Genomic DNA, 16,673 nt, shown 5'->3' with positions numbered 1-16,673 from the left:
TCAACGCCTGCTTCAGACGAGCACAGTGCCTGATACGCCCCAACCGTTCCCTGCCTCGGCCTAAAAGGCCAAAACGCATGCCTCCTTCAGCTTATAAAATGTTGTGACCCGCTTAACTTAACGACATTGATTCCTCATTCTGGTTTAGTCATTCTCCGGCTACAAAAAAGGCCCCGGCTACATCCACTGTAACCGGGGCCGGAGACTTTACGTTATATCGTCAGCGCCTCACACCACCGGCGCGCCGGGGATGTCCTTGCCCGGGATGGCGATGGGGTACCAGCCGTCGGCGTCCGGCTTCACCGGAGGCTCGGACTCTGGGGTGATGATGTTCGGCATGTGCTGCACCTTGGAATTCAGCACATCGTCCCACTTCAGCTCCTTGCCGGAGTAGGTGGCCATGCGGCCCATGACGGCTGTCATGGTGGACTCGGCACCGTAGTAGGCGTTGTTCAGCGGCTTGTTCTCGCGGATGGCGGCCTGCAGGGTGTCATGCTCGGTCTGATAGGGATCCGGATCCAGCTTCTTGGCGCCGCCTTTGCCCGCGGCCGCGGGGTCCTTGCCGCCGGGGCGGTACTTCCAGATGGTGTTGCCCTTGTGGTCAACGGCGTAGCAGCGGCCGCCGTTGTCCAGGTAGATCTTTCCTTTGGTGCCGGTGAACTCCTCACGCACCGCATTGCTCACGCCGGACTGATGGCGGCACTGGCTGTTGATGCGCACACCGTTTTCATAGGTGTACTCCACGTAGTGGTGGTCATAGATCTGGCCGAATTTCTTGTCCACGCGCTGCATACGGCCGCCCATGCCCTGGGCGCTGACGGGGTGGCCGCCGATGAACCAGTTCGCCACGTCGATGTTGTGGATGTGCTGCTCATTGATGTGGTCGCCGCACAGCCAGGTGAAGAAGTACCAGTTGTTGATCTGGTACATCAGCTCGCTCTGGCCTGGAAGCTTGTCGCGGAACCAGATGCCACCGCCATCCCAGTACACCTGGCCGGAGACGATGTCGCCAATGATGCCCTGCTCTTTCACCTGCGTGAGGGCTTCCTTGTAGCAGTTCTGGTAGCGGCGCTGCAGGCCCACGACCACCTTGAGGTTCTTTTCGTCCGCCACCTTGGCCATCTCCAGCACCTTGCGCACGCCGGGGGAGTCCACGGCCACGGGCTTTTCCATGAAGATGTTCTTGCCGGCGTTCACCGCGGCTTCGAAGTGGTAGGGACGGAAGCCGGGAGGTGTGGTGAGGATGACGAGGTCGCAGCAGTCGATGACTTTCTTGTAGGCGTCCATGCCGACAAAGTTGCGGGAGTCGTCCACCTTGACCTTGTCAGGGTTTTTGTCGCGCAAGCCGCTCAGGGCTTTGTCAGTCTTTTCTTTGAAGGCGTCTGCCACGGCGTGCAGGGTCACGCCCTGCTGGCCCGTGCTGAGGGCCTGGTTGGCGGCGCCGGTGCCACGACCGCCGCAGCCGATGAGGCCGATTTTGATTTCATCGCTGCCGGCTGCCCAGGCAGACTGGGCGACGGTGAGGGCGCTGGCGGCGGCAGTGGTGCCGATAAACTGACGGCGGGAAGTGGCCGCAGCGGGGGTGGTGGTCGGTGTGTTCATGGGATGAATGGATAAGATGGACGTAACCTAAAATCAGGCGAGTGCGTTTTTGATGAGGGCGAAGCCTTCGGTATAGACCTGCTCGGTGCTGGGGAAGAAGTCGCGCCAGACACGGGTGGCCGCGGCGAGATCCGGCAGCGCGCTGCCAAAGGCCTCGATGGTCATCCAGCCGTTGTAGCCGATTTTCTTCAGGTGCTTGATCTGCTCCACGATGTTGATGTGGCCCCGGCCCGGCGTGCCGCGGTCGTTTTCAGAAATGTGCACATGGTTGAGCTTGCCGGAGGCAAACACGGTGTCGATGGCCGCCAGCGGATTCTTCTCCTCGATGTTGGCGTGGAAGGTGTCGTACATCGTGCCAAAGTTCGGATGGTCCACCCGCTTCACGTAAGCGGCGGCCTGCTCCATGGTGTTGAGCAGATGAGCTTCAAAGCGGTTCAGGGCTTCGATGGCGCACTTCACACCCGCAGCCTGCGCCACTGGGGCGATGGCGCGGTGCACCTCTGCGGCGCCGGCGAGTTCCGTCTCGGTCGGGAAGGCTCCGGTGAACTGGCCCAGCACCTGGTAATAAGGTCCGCACAGCGTCTGCACACCGGCATTGTGCGCGCACTCGATCACACGCTTGAGGTGATCAATGGCTCCCTGGCGGTTCGCCGCCACGGGGCTGATGGCATTGTGCGCCTCGTCCGGCAGCACCGTCACCGCCGTGCACTCCAGGCCATTGTCTTTCAGCACCTGGCCCACGCCTTTGAAGTGGGCCGGATTGCTGACGTCGAAAATCGGGATCTCGACCCCGTCATAACCGGTGGCCTTGAGTTTTTCGATGACTGGATAGTTCGCCTCGGTGACGTGGCCGGAATAGAGCAGGAGATTGAATCCGATTTTCATGGGGTGGGGCACGAAGCTAGGGAGTGGCGGGCGGATTGGCAAGGTCTCTGTCGCAAGATTTCCCTACCCTGGCACAACGCCCCGCCGGCCGCCGCTGTTGCGGGGAACCTCAGGAATTCACAAGGCAGGCGCACCGCCGGCAAATTAAGCATTGAAAAGGATGCGCCTGATTTCATTAGTGCGTAGGTTTGTACCTCAAGCGTATCTGCCGGTTGAATCCCTACTCATCATGACTGCCCATCGTCTCCTCGCGCTGTCCTTCACCTGCCTCGCCCTGGCTTCCTGTGAAAACATGAAGAAGTCCGGCAGCAGCAGCAGTGACCCCTACGCCTCGAACTACGGCAGCGACGGTCACTACAATCCCTACCCGGGCCAGACCGGCTACGCCTCCAGCACGCCGAAGTACCAGACCCCGCCCGCTCCTTCCTCCTTTCCTTCCGAGCCCCAGGCGCCTGCCGACCCCTATTCCTTCGGCGGTTCCAAGAAGCCGGCTCCCTCCGGCATGAGCTCCTCCACACCTAAAAAGACCGTGGCCTCCAGCAGCTCAGCCAAAAAGAAGCCCACCTCCTCCAAATCCAAGACGACGGCCAAAAAGTCCTCCGGCTCCCGGTACACCGTGGCCAAGGGTGACACCCTCTCCGCCATCGCCCGGAAAAAGGGGACTTCCGTGGCCAAAATCAGGGCTGCCAACGGCATCAGCGGTGACCTGATCCGCCCTGGGCAGAGCCTGAAGATCCCCTGATTCAACGTTCGACGCATTTTTTGGCTCCAAAACGTGCTTCGACCTGAATTTTCCCCCAGTCAAAGCCGTCAATCCTCTGCCAATAAAATCCATGCCTGCCTCAGCCTCGACTGACCCTGGCGAAGTCTCAGACCTCGACTTGGTCAAGCGCAGCCAGGCAGGCGACACGCGCGCCTTTGACGCCCTCGTCACGCGCTACCGTGGGAGGATCTACGCCATGACCTATCACCTCATCCAGAACGAAACCGAAGCCTGGGACCTCGCTCAGGAGGCCTTCATCAAGGCCTGGCGCGCCCTGCCCACGTTCAAGCATGATGCGGGATTCTACACCTGGCTCTACCGCATCGCCCACAATGTGAGCTACGACTGGCTGCGGAAAAAGAAAATCCAGGGAGACGGCGAGTTTGACGATGAACGCAGCGAGCACCGCGTGGCCGCCGGCGCGGAAGCCACGCCAAAGGGCGATCCCGCCCCGGACACCGCCCTGCGCAATGCCGAGCTCGGCCAGCGCATCCAGGACGCCATCGCCAGACTCTCGCCCGAACACCGTCAGGTCATCGTCCTGCGCGAGGTCGAAGGCCTCGCCTACGAAGAAATCGCCGCCCTGATTCCCTGTTCCCTGGGCACGGTGATGTCCCGCCTCTTTTACGCCCGCAAAAAACTTCAGGAACAACTCCACGACGTTTATGAAACAGCCCACTGAAGAACACGACCTCATCCGCTGGGTGGATGGGGAGATGAACGACGCCGAACGCACCGCCTTTGAGGAACGCCTCCAAGGGGACGACGCGCTCGCCACAGAAGCCCGGAACATGCGCGCCCTCAGCGCCAGCCTGCGCGCCCACCTTCCCGCCGAGATGCGGGTCCCGCACGCCGATTATTTCAATACTCAGATCGGAGTGCGCATCACCCAGATGGCCCTGGATGAAGCCCGCTCAAAGCACGCTGCCACGAGCTGGAGCGCCATGCTCCAGTGGCTGCGCCAGCCGTGGTTCGCTCTCGCCGGCACCGCGGCCCTCGCCGTGCTGGGCGTCATCTTTCTTCGTCCGGATGCCAGCGATGCCTCTGAGAGCATGATTCTGAGCTCCTACACCCCCAACACCCAAGTGCAGGCGCGCACCTACCATGACAGCGATGCGGGTGCCACCGTGCTGATGCTGGACGGCCTCGATGCCGTCCCGGCGGATCGCGAAATCTCCGGCCTGAACATTCAGCGCAGTGAGCTGGTGCCGGAATTTGCCTCCACCACCATGTATGACGCGCACGGCGCCCCAGTGCTCATGGTCTCCCGCGATTCCCGCGGCAATCCGCTGCTCTCTTCCCGCTGATGAAACGGCTTCTGTCAGCGCTCTATCTCCTTCTCTGCGCGGCGCTCCCCGCCGCTCAGGGGCAGGAAGCCCCCCCGCCCGTCATCACTGCCGCCAAGCACGCGACGGACGGCCATGTGTGGGGCGCGCTCATTTTTGCCACCAATGATGCCTCCAAGCTGACCGGCGCCAAGGAAGAGGCCCACGCCGACCTGCCCAAGCTCCACGAGCGCCTGGGCAAAGTGTTTCCCTACAAGCACTTCGAGATCCTCGGGCAGCACCGCCAGGACATCTTTCGCGAATACGAATCCTGGGTCGTTCCCTCCCGGGACCTGTTCATGAAGATCGACTCCAAAGGGCCTGCCACCAAAGATGGCGTCAAGGACGGTGTAAACCTGCACCTGCAAGTCTGGCACCAGCACCAGGTCCTGGTGAAAAGCGACGCCGTCCTCCGCAAAGACAGCCCCCTCTTCATCGGCGGCCCCCCCTGGAAAGACGGCCGGCTGATTTTCGTGCTGTTTTTGGAGCGGAAATAATACCACGCTTCATTGAAAACAGGCCTGTCCTCAGGCTCTTTGACCGCAGTGTCCCTGAAGAAGTTTGCACCGTTGACGTTGCCCTCGAACAACGTGGCGCCTCGGCCGTAGGTTGGATGTGTTGGACGTCGGGGCTGCTGCCCCTCACCGAAGGGTTACGCCAACCGTCCGACCGCAGGGGCGTTTGTCCGCCATCGTGTTTGCCGCACACTACACTGACAGACGGACGGCTTTCGCCACAGCCGTCCTGCGATCCGCCAGGCACCACCCTGTTTGAAATAAATCTCCGGAAACGCGAGAACAACGCCAGCATCTGCATTCCCAAGCACAACGCCATCTGTTTAAAACAGACCGGTTTTCAACAACCCGTGGTGGAAAGAGTCTGCAGGGAGGAACGCCGGCGTTTGTCCGGGGGTGCAAAAGAAAGACCCGCCCCGCGCAGCGCTCCGCGCCCTCCGAGACAAGGAGTTGCAACAAGCACCAGCATGCGGGCGACCATCACGGAAAGGATGTCCGCGGCCCGCTTTCACCGCTCTTGCACTCACGATGCAGTGCCATGCTCAGGTGCACCACGTTAGGAGGCCGCGCGTCCGAATAAAATCCAAGGCATCAAACGCGCCCCCTTCTCAGCCCCGTCAAACCGGAGCGACAAATTTTCCCCTTCGGGGAAACTGGAGCGCGGCGGAAGTGGACTGCCACAGGCAGTCCGGAGTGCGAAGGTCGTGCGTCAAAGGGTCGGAGTGAGGGGGCGGCTCCCTTTTTTCGCCATCTGAGGGCGCCCGCCTCAACGCAAATCCTCCGTTTCATCCATCTCCACTGCGCAAGCGCTCGACAGAAACCCAAAGATGCCTGGCTGATTTGCCACTCAGGGAGCCGTCGCACCGAGAGCGGCACCTCCAGGCTTCGGATCTTTCCTCGTTCATTTTGCCAGCCAGCCAAAAGCCGTGGGTGTCTGAAACGCCTTACGTCCACACTGCCCCCGCGATCTCCGCCTCGGCCTTCCGGGTCTGCCGCGCAAACAAAAAACCCCGCATCCTTTTGAGGGGATGCGGGGTGATGTTTAATCTGGCAACGTCCTACTTTCGCATAGCCTTTCGCCATACTATCATCGGCGCAACAGCGTTTCACTTCCGTGTTCGGAATGGGAACGGGTGGTACCACTGTGCCATGGTCACCAGACTGCGGCCCATATGCCGTGAGGCAATGAACCGAGTGTCTGGAGACACTTCAGGGAGTGTTCTCTGACAACTGCATATAGGGAGAATCAAATTCTTTTGAGCCTTGGAACCAGGCTTCAGTTTGAAATGGAACAATGTAAGACAAACGGATGATTAGTACCACTAAGCTGAACGCATTACTGCGCTTGCACCCGTGGCCTATCAACGTGGTAGTCTTCCACGATCCTTCAGGGAAAGCTTATCTTGGGATGGGCTTGGCACTTAGATGCTTTCAGCGCTTATCCCTTCCGCACATAGCTGCCCAGCGATGCTCTTGACAGAACAACTGGAACACCAGAGGTGCGTCAATTCCGGTCCTCTCGTACTAGGAATTGAACCCCTCAACTTTCCTGCGCCCACAGAGGATAGAGGACCGAACTGTCTCGCGACGTTCTGAACCCAGCTCGCGTGCCGCTTTAACCGGCGAACAGCCGGACCCTTGGGACCTTCTCCAGCCCCAGGATGCGACGAGCCGACATCGAGGTGCCAAACTTCATCGTCGATATGAACTCTTGGATGAAATCAGCCTGTTATCCCTAGCGTACCTTTTGTCCGTTAAGCGATGGCAATTCCACATTAAACCACCGGATCACTTTGGCCTGCTTTCGCATCTGTTCGACTTGTAGGTCTCACAGTTAGGCTGGCTTATGCCAATGCACTCAACACGTGATTACCAACCACGCTGAGCCAACCTTCGCGCTCCTCCGTTACTCTTTGGGAGGATACCGCCCCAGTAAAACTGACCGGCTGACATGGTCCCACATCCAGATTCATGGACTGCGGTTAGATCGTTCAATACCCAAGGGTGGTGTTTCATTGACGACTCAGCGTAACCCGAAAGTTACGCTTCAAAGTCTCCCACTTACGCTAAGCATGGAAACCAAACGACCAGTGACAGCTTACAGTTAAGGTGCATAGGGTCTTTCCGTCCTTCTGCGGGTAAGCAGCATCTTCACTGCTAATACAATTTCACTGAGCCCCTCGTTGAGACAGCGGACAACTCGTTACACGATTCGTGCAGGTCGGAACTTACCCGACAAGGAATTTCGCTACCTTAGGACCGTTATAGTTACGGCCGACATTCACGGGGACTTAGGTTCAGAGCTTTGCCTTGCGGCTAACCCCTTGCCTTAATCTTTCCGCATTGGTCACGTGTCACATCGTATACTTGGACTTTCGTCTTGGCACAATGCTGTGTTTTTGATAAACAGTCGGTTGTCCCCTTTCACTGCGACCCTCCGAGGAGGGCATCCCTTCTTCCGAAGTTACGGGACTAGATTGCAGAGTTCCTTAACGAGGTTTCACTCTTTCGCCTTGGTATATTCTACCCACCCACCTGTGTCGGTTTGCGGTACGGGCGGCCATGGAAAGGGCCACAACGCTTTTCTCGGTGGTCGGATCAAAAGACCGGATTTGGGAAACCCCGCCTCCTTCTGCCACTTTCAGCCGGCATGCTTTCTCAATTTCCACGCACGTGTGGTTTAACCATAGCCGGTTTGGGAATATTAACCCAATGTGCATCGCCGACGCCATACGGCCTTGACTTAGCTCCCGACTAACCCTGGGACGAATATCGTTGCCCAGGAAACCTTGGGTTTACGGCGGGGCGGGATTTCACCGCCCTTAACGTTACTTATGTCTGCATCCTCACTTCTGTGAACTCCACGGTCAGTCGCCTTAACGCTTCGACGCTCACAGAACGCTCCCCTACCACTGCATCAACCGTAGCTGATACAATCCAGAGCTTCGGTATGCCGCTTATCGCCAATCATTTTCGGCGCGAGATCTCTCGATGAGTCAGCTATTACGCACTGTTTAAATGGTGGCTGCTTCTAAGCCAACATCCTCACTGTCAATGAAATCTCACCTCCTTTCCACTTAGCGGCATTTAGGCACCTTAGCTGCAGGGCTGGGCTGTTTCCCTTTCGACAATGAAGCTTATCCCCCACTGTCTTACTGCCATGCTACATTCGAGGGTATTCGGAGTTTGATTGAGTTTGGTAGGCGGGTGTGCCCCCTAGCTCATTCAGTGCTCTACCCCCCTCGATCAGCGCATGACGCTGCACCTAAATACATTTCGGGGAGAACCAGCTATTACGGGGCTTGATTAGCCTTTCACTCCTACCCACAGCTCATCCGAGAACGTCTCAAGGTTCACCAGTTCGGTCCTCCACGTCGTATTACCAACGCTTCAACCTGGCCATGGGTAGATCGCCTCCGCTTCGGGTTCAGCCCGTGCGACTTGTCGCCCTGTTCGGACTCGCTTTCGCTCCGCCTCCGTCCCAGAAGGACTTAGGCTTGCCACACAGACTGACTCGCAGACTCATTTTGCAAAAGGCACGCCATCACCGGACAAGCCGGCTCTGACACCTTGTAGGTATGTGGTTTCAGGTACTATTTCACTCCGCTCACGGCGGTTCTTTTCACCTTTCCCTCGCGGTACTTGTTCACTGTCGGTCACTAGCTAGTATTTAGCCTTATGCCGTGGTCGGCACATGTTCACACGAAATGCCACGTGGATCGTGTTACTCTGGGAATCCCTAGGCGTTGTCGAGTTTTCGGTTACGGGCCTCTCACCCTCTTTGGAGCGATTTTCCATTCGCTTCACCTAACTGTTCAACTACCACATCGGGCCCCGAACCCCGGAAGTAAACTTCCGGTTTAGGCTGGTCCGCTTTCGTTCGCCACTACTGACGGAATCGCATTCGCTTTCTTTTCCTCGCCTTACTGAGATGTTTCACTTCGGGCGGTGTTGCGTCGACGCTCCTATGTATTCAGAGCGTCACGTGATGAGATGAATCATCACAGGTTATCCCATTCGGAGATCTCCGGATTAAAGCGCCTGCTTGCGGCTATCCGAAGCTTATCGCAGCTTACCACGTCCTTCATCGCCTGCTAGTGCCAAGGCATTCACTACATACCCTATAAATCTTACATTGTTAAAAACCATTTCGATGACGGGCTTGCGCCCGCCGAAATGTTTTCGCCTGATTCTATCTAACTATCTTTCGATAACCTCTCTTGGTTCCCAAGAGGGCTCAATTGAATTGTTTTCTACCCTATATACAGTTGTCAAAGAACAAGAATCCCAAAAAACAGAAGTGCGTGATGAATGGTGGGCAGGACTGGACTCGAACCAGTGACCCCCGCCTTATCAAGGCGGTGCTCTAACCAACTGAGCTACATGCCCGCTGATCATTGATGGTGGAGGTTAGGAGACTCGAACTCCTGACATCAAGCTTGCAAAGCTAGCGCTCTACCAACTGAGCTAAACCCCCGCTCAAGGCACAGAAAACAAAAAGACTAAATTGTACGCTGCGGCTAGTGGCGCGCAGTAAAAGGTTTTGCGGTGATTTTCATCATTCGCACGCTGCCTTCTTTCGAAGGTGAAGCGTCGACCTTGTCCATATTTGAGGTGTGAGCCCCAGGACAATTCTCCATAGAAAGGAGGTGATCCAGCCGCAGGTTCCCCTACGGCTACCTTGTTACGACTTCATCCCAGTCACCAGTCTTGCCTTAGGGCACTGCCTCCTTGCGGTTGGCGCATGCACTTCGGGCGAAACCAGCTTCCATGATGTGACGGGCGGTGTGTACAAGACCCGGGAACGTATTCACGGTACCGTAGCTGATGTACCATTACTAGCGATTCCAGCTTCATGGAGTCGAGTTGCAGACTCCAATCTGAACTGAGCCCAGTTTTATTGATTTCCTCCACCTCGCGGTCTCGGTTCACATTGTACTGGGCATTGTAGTACGTGTGCAGCCCTGGTCGTAAGGGCCATACGGACTTGACGTCATCCCCACCTTCCTCCTCGTTGATCGAGGCAGTCTGATTCGAGTGCTCCGGTAAACCGGGTGGCAACAAATCACAGGGGTTGCGCTCGTTGCGGGACTTAACCCAACATCTCACGACACGAGCTGACGACAGCCATGCAGCACCTGTGCAAAGCGGGTATTGCTACCCTATCCGGCTTTCACCGGAGACACAATGCATGTCAAGACCAGGTAAGGTTCTTCGCGTTGCATCGAATTAAGCCACATACTCCACCGCTTGTGCGGGTCCCCGTCAATTTCTTTGAGTTTTAATCTTGCGACCGTACTTCCCAGGCGGCACGTTTAACGCGTTAGCTCCGGCGCGGACGCGGTCGATTGCGCCCACACCAAACGTGCACCGTTTACTGCCAGGACTACCGGGGTATCTAATCCCGTTTGCTCCCCTGGCCTTCGTGCCTCAGTGTCAGTAACTGCCCAGTGACCTGCCTTCGCCGTTGGTATTCCTCTCGATATCTACGCATTTCACTGCTACACCGAGAATTCTAGTCACCTCTTCAGTACTCTAGCATGGTAGTATCGGATGCAATTCCGAGGTTGAGCCCCGGGCTTTCACATCTGACTTACCACGCCACCTACGCACCCTTTACGCCCAGTGATTCCGAACAACGCTTGAGACCTCTGTATTACCGCGGCTGCTGGCACAGAGTTAGCCGTCTCTTCCTCTTGTGATACCATCAATTTGCAATACTATTAGCACCGCAACCTTGTTCTCACATGACAGGAGTTTACAATCCGAAGACCTTATCCTCCACGCGGCGTCGCTCCATCAGGGTTGCCCCCATTGTGAAAGATTCTCGACTGCTGCCACCCGTAGGTGTCTGGACCGTGTCTCAGTTCCAGTGTGGCTGGTCGTCCTCTAAGACCAGCTACCCGTCGTAGCCTTGGTGGGCTTTTACCCCGCCAACTAGCTGATAGGCCGCGGACCAATCGGAAAGTGACGGGCCTTGCGGTCCCCGTCTTTAGTCTCTCGACCACATGCGGTATTAATCCAAGTTTCCCTGGGCTATCCCCCGCTTTCCGGAATGTATCCACGTGTTACGCACCCGTTCGCCACTAGACCATCGCGATATTGCTACCTCAATGATCCCGTTCGACTTGCATGTCTTATCCACGCCGCCAGCGTTCGTTCTGAGCCAGAATCAAACTCTCCAAAAAATATTGGTGCTGACTTTTTAAGTCAGCCAAATTGACTGTGTCTGTTTAAACCACAGACACCTGCGCACTTATTCGCGCAGCGCACAATTTAGCCTTTTGTTTTCTAGCAGCATCGCTCGGTTTTCACCTCACTTTGCCGCTTCTGTGTTTTCTAAAAGATCGTTTCTGATTTCCGGAAGTGTGAGCCGCTTTGTGCGTCTCGCGCTTCCTTTTCTCAGCCGCCGTTTTTCGCTGGCGGATTGACAGGTTAGTACAACTCCGACTCCGCGCAACATCATTTTGATCTTTTTTTCATTTTTCCTGATTTCGCCTTCTTCGCGCACCCCATTTTTTCGCCACACGCCGCTTGACGATTCACGTTTCCTCGCTTGCAGCCGGCCGCAAATTCTCAGGTGTTAATCACCTCGTCTTTTTGATGCAAAGCCCTTCGTGATTCATCTCCTCGACGCACCCGTCTCGCATGCAGTGATGTCCTGGATGATTGCGCTTTGCCTTCGCCGCACTTCTTCAGAGATCATCTTCGCCGCGCAAAGGCTTCCGCTTCTCTGCGCACGCAGCGCATGCACGTTCATGCATCACCACGTGTCGTGACGTGCTTACTTCTCCAGTGAATGATCCCGTCGCTCTCTGTTTGAAGCGCCCTTCTCTCCTTCGCGAAAGCAAAAGCGTGAACTGCCGCAAAGCGTTCTCATCGCACATTCAAGGAACCTCTTTCCCTGCGTGCATGCATGCTCGCATGCCACGCATTCATCACACAACACGCATGGCCTCTGCTTCCGCGGCCTCACATCTCAGTCATTGCACGCCGGTGATTATCACCCGCTGAAGCTCAGCGTATTCGGGGCTTCACATCACACGTCACGAACTCCTCTCCCATGTCTGCCGCTCTCGAACGAAACGAAACCAAACGCTTCTCCAGTGCTCGTCAGCGGTTCACTCATCGCGCTTTGGAGTCTCACGCTTTGTTCGTTGGGTGTGATTCTACCGCATCCTCCTCTTCATCCGCAGCGGGCCGAATCGCGCGGCCGATTTTGTTTCTCGGGTCCCTCTTGGATTCATCCACTCGGCGGTTCCTGGGATGCGAAGGCCCCATGGATCCCCGCGGCGGAAAATTGGGATCCCATCAAAATCCTTCTTTGATAAGAGATCCCCGCGTCGCCCCCCAGCCAGCAGCGAACCGAAACGCGCGTCCGAAGCATTTTTCGTCTCGGGTCTCGTCGCCCCCTCACGCTCATCCTATATAGAGCTAGAGGTCGGCACATCGATTCCCGCCGCAGCCACCCACCAGCCCCCCAATGTCCTGGGCTGGGGCCGCGCATCGTCGGTCAGCCGGCGGCTCCCTATATAAGGACGGTCAAAAAAAGGGTGTCATTCCTGCTAGGCTTGCTATTTCGTGTCCCGCTACTCATCCCAATGAACACCCCCCTTACCTTCACCACAGGTTCCGGCGCCCCCGGCAAGTACTACTCCCTCCCCGCATTGGAGACCGCCGGCATCGGCAAAGTTTCCCGCCTGCCCGTCTCCATCCGCATCGTGCTGGAGTCCCTGCTGCGCAATCTGGACGGCAAGAAGGTCACCGAGGCCGATGTCAAAAACCTGGCCAACTGGAACGCCAAGGCCCCCGGTGAATACGAGATCCCCTTCACCGTTGCCCGCATCGTGCTGCAGGACTTCACCGGCGTGCCTCTCCTGGTGGACCTCGCCACCATGCGCACGAAGGTCAAAGAACTCGGCAGAAACCCGAAGATGGTCGAGCCCCTCGTACCCGTCGATCTCGTCGTGGACCACAGCGTGCAGGTGGACTTCGCCGGCACCCAGGCCGCGCTGAATCAGAACCTCGAGCTCGAGTTTGAGCGCAACAAGGAGCGCTATCAGTTCCTCAAGTGGGGTGAGCAGGCCTTCGACACCTTCAAGGTCGTCCCTCCCGGCATCGGCATCGTGCACCAAGTGAATCTCGAATACCTCGCCAAGGGCGTGCTCGAAAAAGACGGTGTCTATTATCCGGATTCCCTCGTTGGCACAGACTCCCACACCACCATGATCAACGGCCTCGGCGTCGTCGGCTGGGGCGTGGGCGGCATTGAGGCGGAAGCCGGCATGCTCGGCCAGCCGGTGACCTTCCTCGTTCCCGAAGTCGTGGGCGTTTACCTCACCGGCTCTCTTAAAGAGGGCGTCACCGCCACGGACCTCGTGCTCGAAGTCACCCAGAAGCTGCGCAAGCTCGGCGTCGTGGGTAAATTCGTGGAATTCTACGGCCCAGGCGCCGTCAGCCTGCCTGTGACCGACCGTGCCACGATCGCCAACATGGCCCCTGAGTATGGCGCCACCATGGGCTTCTTCGGCGTGGATGAAGAAACCATCGCCTACCTGCGCGGCACCGGCCGCAGCGAGGAGCTTTGCACCACCGTCACCAATTACTACAAGGCGCAGGGCATGTGGGGCATCCCGACTGCGAAGGGCTCCCTCGATTTCACCACCGAAATGGAGATGGACCTCAGCACCGTCGTCCCCTGCGTTTCCGGCCCGAAACGTCCGCAGGACCGCATCGAAGTTCCGGCGCTCAAATCCAAGTTCAACGAACTCCTCGTCGCCGATGTGAAAGCCGGCGGCTTCGGCAAGGCTCCTGCCTCCCAGGTGGTCGAGCACCTCGGCGCACCGAAGGCTGAAGGCATCGACGTCACCGGCGCCGCCGCTGGCGTGGACGTGGTGTCTGACAAGACCTCCTATGAAGTCACCGTCGATTCCAAAGGCGGCATCAAGGACAGCATCACAGACGGCAGCGTGCTCATCGCCGCCATCACCAGCTGCACCAATACCAGCAACCCGAGCGTCATGCTCGCCGCCGGCCTCCTGGCGAAGAAGGCGAATGCGAAGGGCCTCACGGTGAAGCCTTCCGTCAAAACCAGCCTCGGCCCAGGCAGCCGCGTGGTCACAGACTACCTCACCAAAACCGGCCTGCAGACCGAGCTCGACAAGCTCGGCTTCCAAACAGTCGGCTACGGCTGCACCACCTGCATTGGCAACTCCGGCCCTCTTGATGCTGGCATTGAAGACGTCGTCAAAGGCCAGGATGTCGTGGCCGCCAGCGTGCTCTCCGGCAACCGCAACTTCGAAGCCCGCGTGCATCAGAGCATCAAGGCCAACTTCCTCATGAGCCCTCCGCTCGTGGTGGCCTACGCCATCGCCGGCACCGTCGACATCGATCTCAGCAAGGACGAGCTCATCCCCGGCAGCGGCGTGTACCTGAAGGACATCTGGCCCACCCTCAGCGAAGTGCGCGACGCCATGGCCTCTGCGCTTTCCCCGGACGTCTTCCGCAAGCTCTACACCGACTTCGCTTCGCAGAATCCGAAGTGGAACGAGATCAAGGGCAGCGTGGGCGATGTGTTTGAGTGGGACGCCAAGTCCACCTACATCCAGCACCCGCCGTTCTTCTCTGACTTCAGCATGACGCCCGGAGACATCACCGAGATCAAGGGCGCACGCCCCCTCGGCATCTTCGGCGACAGCGTCACCACGGACCACATCAGCCCAGCCGGTGCCATCAAGAAGGCCAGCCCTGCCGGCCGCTTCCTGCTGGAGCACGGCGTCACCCAAGCCGACTTCAACAGCTACGGCAGCCGCCGCGGCAATGACCTGGTGATGACCCGCGGCACCTTCGCCAACGTGCGCATCAAGAACCTCATGCTCGGCGGCAAGGAAGGTGGCGACACCCTCCTGCAGCCTGCTGGCACCGAGATGAGCATCTACGACGCTGCCGAGGCCTACAAGGCCGCTGGCACGCCCTCCATCATCATCGGCGGTGAAGACTACGGCATGGGCTCCAGCCGCGACTGGGCCGCCAAAGGAACGCGTCTGCTCGGCGTCAAAGCCGTCATCACCAAGTCCTTTGAGCGTATCCACCGCAGCAACCTCGTCGGCATGGGCGTCCTGCCCTGCAACTTTCATCGTCCGCATCGACACCCCCGTCGAGATCGACTACTACCGCGCCGGCGGCATCCTGCCGTATGTGCTCGCCCAGATCCTGCGTGCGAATGCGTAACGTGTAGCCCGTCTCCATCCCTCCACGGCCCCAAGCGACCTCAGGTCCTTGGGGCCTTCTTTTTAGCGCGCCAAGGCCGCAGCGAAAGAAAGCTTGGACAGGCCCCTCACCCAGCCTCTCCCCGAAGGAGCTTGCAACCAATCACGCCCTCGACGGGGAGAGGAGTAACGCGTTGCAACTCCGATTGAGTTTGATGGCGTCCCAACGCGAATCTCCTCTCCCCGCCCCAAGCTTCATTGCTGAGTGGTTACTTCGGGGAGAGGCTGGGTAGGGGTTTACCAAAGCCGCTGCTCGATGCCCCGATACCTGCATCATTGCCCCTCCAGTCCACCCTCCACACCTCGAATGTCCTCGCAGGTCCTTGAGCTTTCTTTTTAGCCACTCCCTCGGTCTCAGCCCTTCACCCCCACCAGTTCCTCCACCTTCCGCGCCTCCTCTTCCACGATGCGCAGAAACGCATCCCGCAGCGCGGAGGGGAAGTCCTCATCATACACCGCGCAGAGGCTGTAGTGCAGTCCTGCATCAATCACCAGCAGTGGCGCGCAGCCGGGCGTGCCCGTGCGCTCGGCGATCTTCGGGATCAGCGCCACGCCTTCGCCCGCGGCGACCATCGTCACCAGGTTTTCCGCGTTGGAGGCCGCATTGCCAAACTGAGGCAAGAACCCGACGCTGCGGCAGATTTCCCGCGACCACACGCGCTGCGCATCGCTGCCATACATCAGGATGTGCAGAAAGGTCTCGTCCTCCAGTTCCCGCAGCCGCACCGTGCCGCGCTTGGCCAGCGGGTGGTGCTCAGACACCAGCACGATCAGGGGGCTGCGCAGGATCTCCTTCACCGTCAGCCGCTTCGCCGCCGAGAGATTGGCAAAGATCCCCGGCACAAATCCGATGTGCACACGCCCTGCGGCGATCTGCGCCAGTTGGTCGGAGGGGCCCGTCTCCTGCACGCTGATCCGAGCCTTCGGCAGCGCTGCGTGCAGGCGCGTGAGGCAGGCCGGCAGAAAGCTGATGGTCAGCGGCCCCATGGAGCCCACACGCAGTTCGCCCGTCGTCCCTGCCGCAGCCTCCTTGGCACGTGCCACGGCCTTTTCCGCCCGCGCGAGGACGGCACGCGCCTCCTTCAGAAACACCGCTCCCGCATCCGTCAGTGCCACGCGGTTGCGGTTTCGCTCCAGCAGCTCCAGCCCCAGCTCATTTTCCAGGTCCCGGATCTGCGTGCTCAGCGAAGGCTGCGCCAGCCGCAAACGCGTGGCCGCACGGCTGAAACTCAGGGCTTCCGCGACGGCAACGAAGTAGCGCAGGTGACGCAGTTCCATCTCACCACCTTATAGCTTTTGGCTATAACGCGCAAAG

The 16,673-nt window shown here is 58.5% G+C and carries 7 protein-coding genes, 2 tRNA genes, 3 rRNA genes and 1 pseudogene; 5 read left to right on the top strand and 8 right to left on the bottom strand.

Annotated features, from left to right (window positions below):
- Positions 1 to 228: 228 nt before the first annotated feature.
- Together ACILSQ_RS04485 and ACILSQ_RS04480 are read right to left on the bottom strand one after the other, a co-directional pair.
- Positions 229 to 1,602, bottom strand: a complete 1,374-nt coding sequence (locus ACILSQ_RS04485; RefSeq protein WP_395742378.1) for a Gfo/Idh/MocA family protein — start codon at positions 1,600 to 1,602, stop codon at positions 229 to 231.
- A gap of 33 nt (positions 1,603 to 1,635) precedes the next feature.
- Positions 1,636 to 2,487: a sugar phosphate isomerase/epimerase family protein gene (locus ACILSQ_RS04480; RefSeq protein WP_395742377.1), complete on the bottom strand. Its 852-nt coding sequence runs from the start codon at positions 2,485 to 2,487 to the stop codon at positions 1,636 to 1,638.
- Between the two features lie 229 nt (positions 2,488 to 2,716).
- On the opposite strand from ACILSQ_RS04480, the gene ACILSQ_RS04475 reads away from it, so the two are divergent.
- The 4 genes from ACILSQ_RS04475 (at position 2,717) to ACILSQ_RS04460 (ending at position 5,072) form a co-directional block, all read left to right on the top strand.
- Positions 2,717 to 3,229, top strand: a complete 513-nt coding sequence (locus ACILSQ_RS04475) for a LysM peptidoglycan-binding domain-containing protein (protein ID WP_395742376.1) — start codon at positions 2,717 to 2,719, stop codon at positions 3,227 to 3,229.
- A gap of 91 nt (positions 3,230 to 3,320) precedes the next feature.
- Entirely contained in the window at positions 3,321 to 3,932 is a 612-nt protein-coding gene (locus ACILSQ_RS04470; RefSeq protein WP_395742375.1) for a sigma-70 family RNA polymerase sigma factor, read from the top strand.
- Positions 3,916 to 4,557 (top strand): anti-sigma factor family protein, encoded by a 642-nt coding sequence (locus ACILSQ_RS04465; RefSeq protein ID WP_395742374.1) that lies wholly within the window; start codon positions 3,916 to 3,918, stop codon positions 4,555 to 4,557. The genes ACILSQ_RS04470 and ACILSQ_RS04465 overlap by 17 nt, the downstream gene beginning before the upstream one ends.
- Entirely contained in the window at positions 4,557 to 5,072 is a 516-nt protein-coding gene (locus ACILSQ_RS04460) for a hypothetical protein (RefSeq protein WP_395742373.1), read from the top strand. The genes ACILSQ_RS04465 and ACILSQ_RS04460 overlap by 1 nt, the downstream gene beginning before the upstream one ends.
- A gap of 1,063 nt (positions 5,073 to 6,135) precedes the next feature.
- Here ACILSQ_RS04460 and rrf read toward each other — a convergent pair.
- From rrf to ACILSQ_RS04435, 5 genes are all read right to left on the bottom strand, one after another.
- Positions 6,136 to 6,251, bottom strand: a 5S ribosomal RNA gene (rrf, locus tag ACILSQ_RS04455).
- Between the two features lie 131 nt (positions 6,252 to 6,382).
- Positions 6,383 to 9,226: ribosomal RNA gene (locus ACILSQ_RS04450) — 23S ribosomal RNA — on the bottom strand.
- 176 nt (positions 9,227 to 9,402) lie between these two features.
- Positions 9,403 to 9,479 (bottom strand) — tRNA-Ile (locus ACILSQ_RS04445).
- Between the two features lie 12 nt (positions 9,480 to 9,491).
- Positions 9,492 to 9,567: transfer RNA gene (locus ACILSQ_RS04440), tRNA-Ala, on the bottom strand.
- A gap of 165 nt (positions 9,568 to 9,732) precedes the next feature.
- Positions 9,733 to 11,278: ribosomal RNA gene (locus tag ACILSQ_RS04435) — 16S ribosomal RNA — on the bottom strand.
- Together the 16S, 23S and 5S rRNA genes with 2 tRNA genes alongside form the textbook arrangement of a ribosomal RNA operon.
- 1,413 nt (positions 11,279 to 12,691) lie before the next feature.
- Here ACILSQ_RS04435 and acnA point away from each other — a divergent pair.
- Positions 12,692 to 15,320, top strand: a pseudogene (gene acnA, locus ACILSQ_RS04430) (aconitate hydratase AcnA).
- A 392-nt stretch (positions 15,321 to 15,712) separates the two neighbouring features.
- On the opposite strand, the gene ACILSQ_RS04425 reads toward acnA, so the two are convergent.
- Entirely contained in the window at positions 15,713 to 16,636 is a 924-nt protein-coding gene (locus ACILSQ_RS04425; RefSeq protein WP_395742372.1) for a LysR family transcriptional regulator, read from the bottom strand.
- Between the last annotated feature and the right edge of the window lie 37 nt (positions 16,637 to 16,673).

Source organism: Prosthecobacter sp. (genome assembly GCF_044227185.1).
Taxonomy (GTDB): Bacteria; Verrucomicrobiota; Verrucomicrobiia; order Verrucomicrobiales; family Verrucomicrobiaceae; genus Prosthecobacter.
The sequence above is the reverse complement of the archived record's forward strand: the minus strand, read 5'-3'. Positions and strand labels throughout refer to the sequence as shown.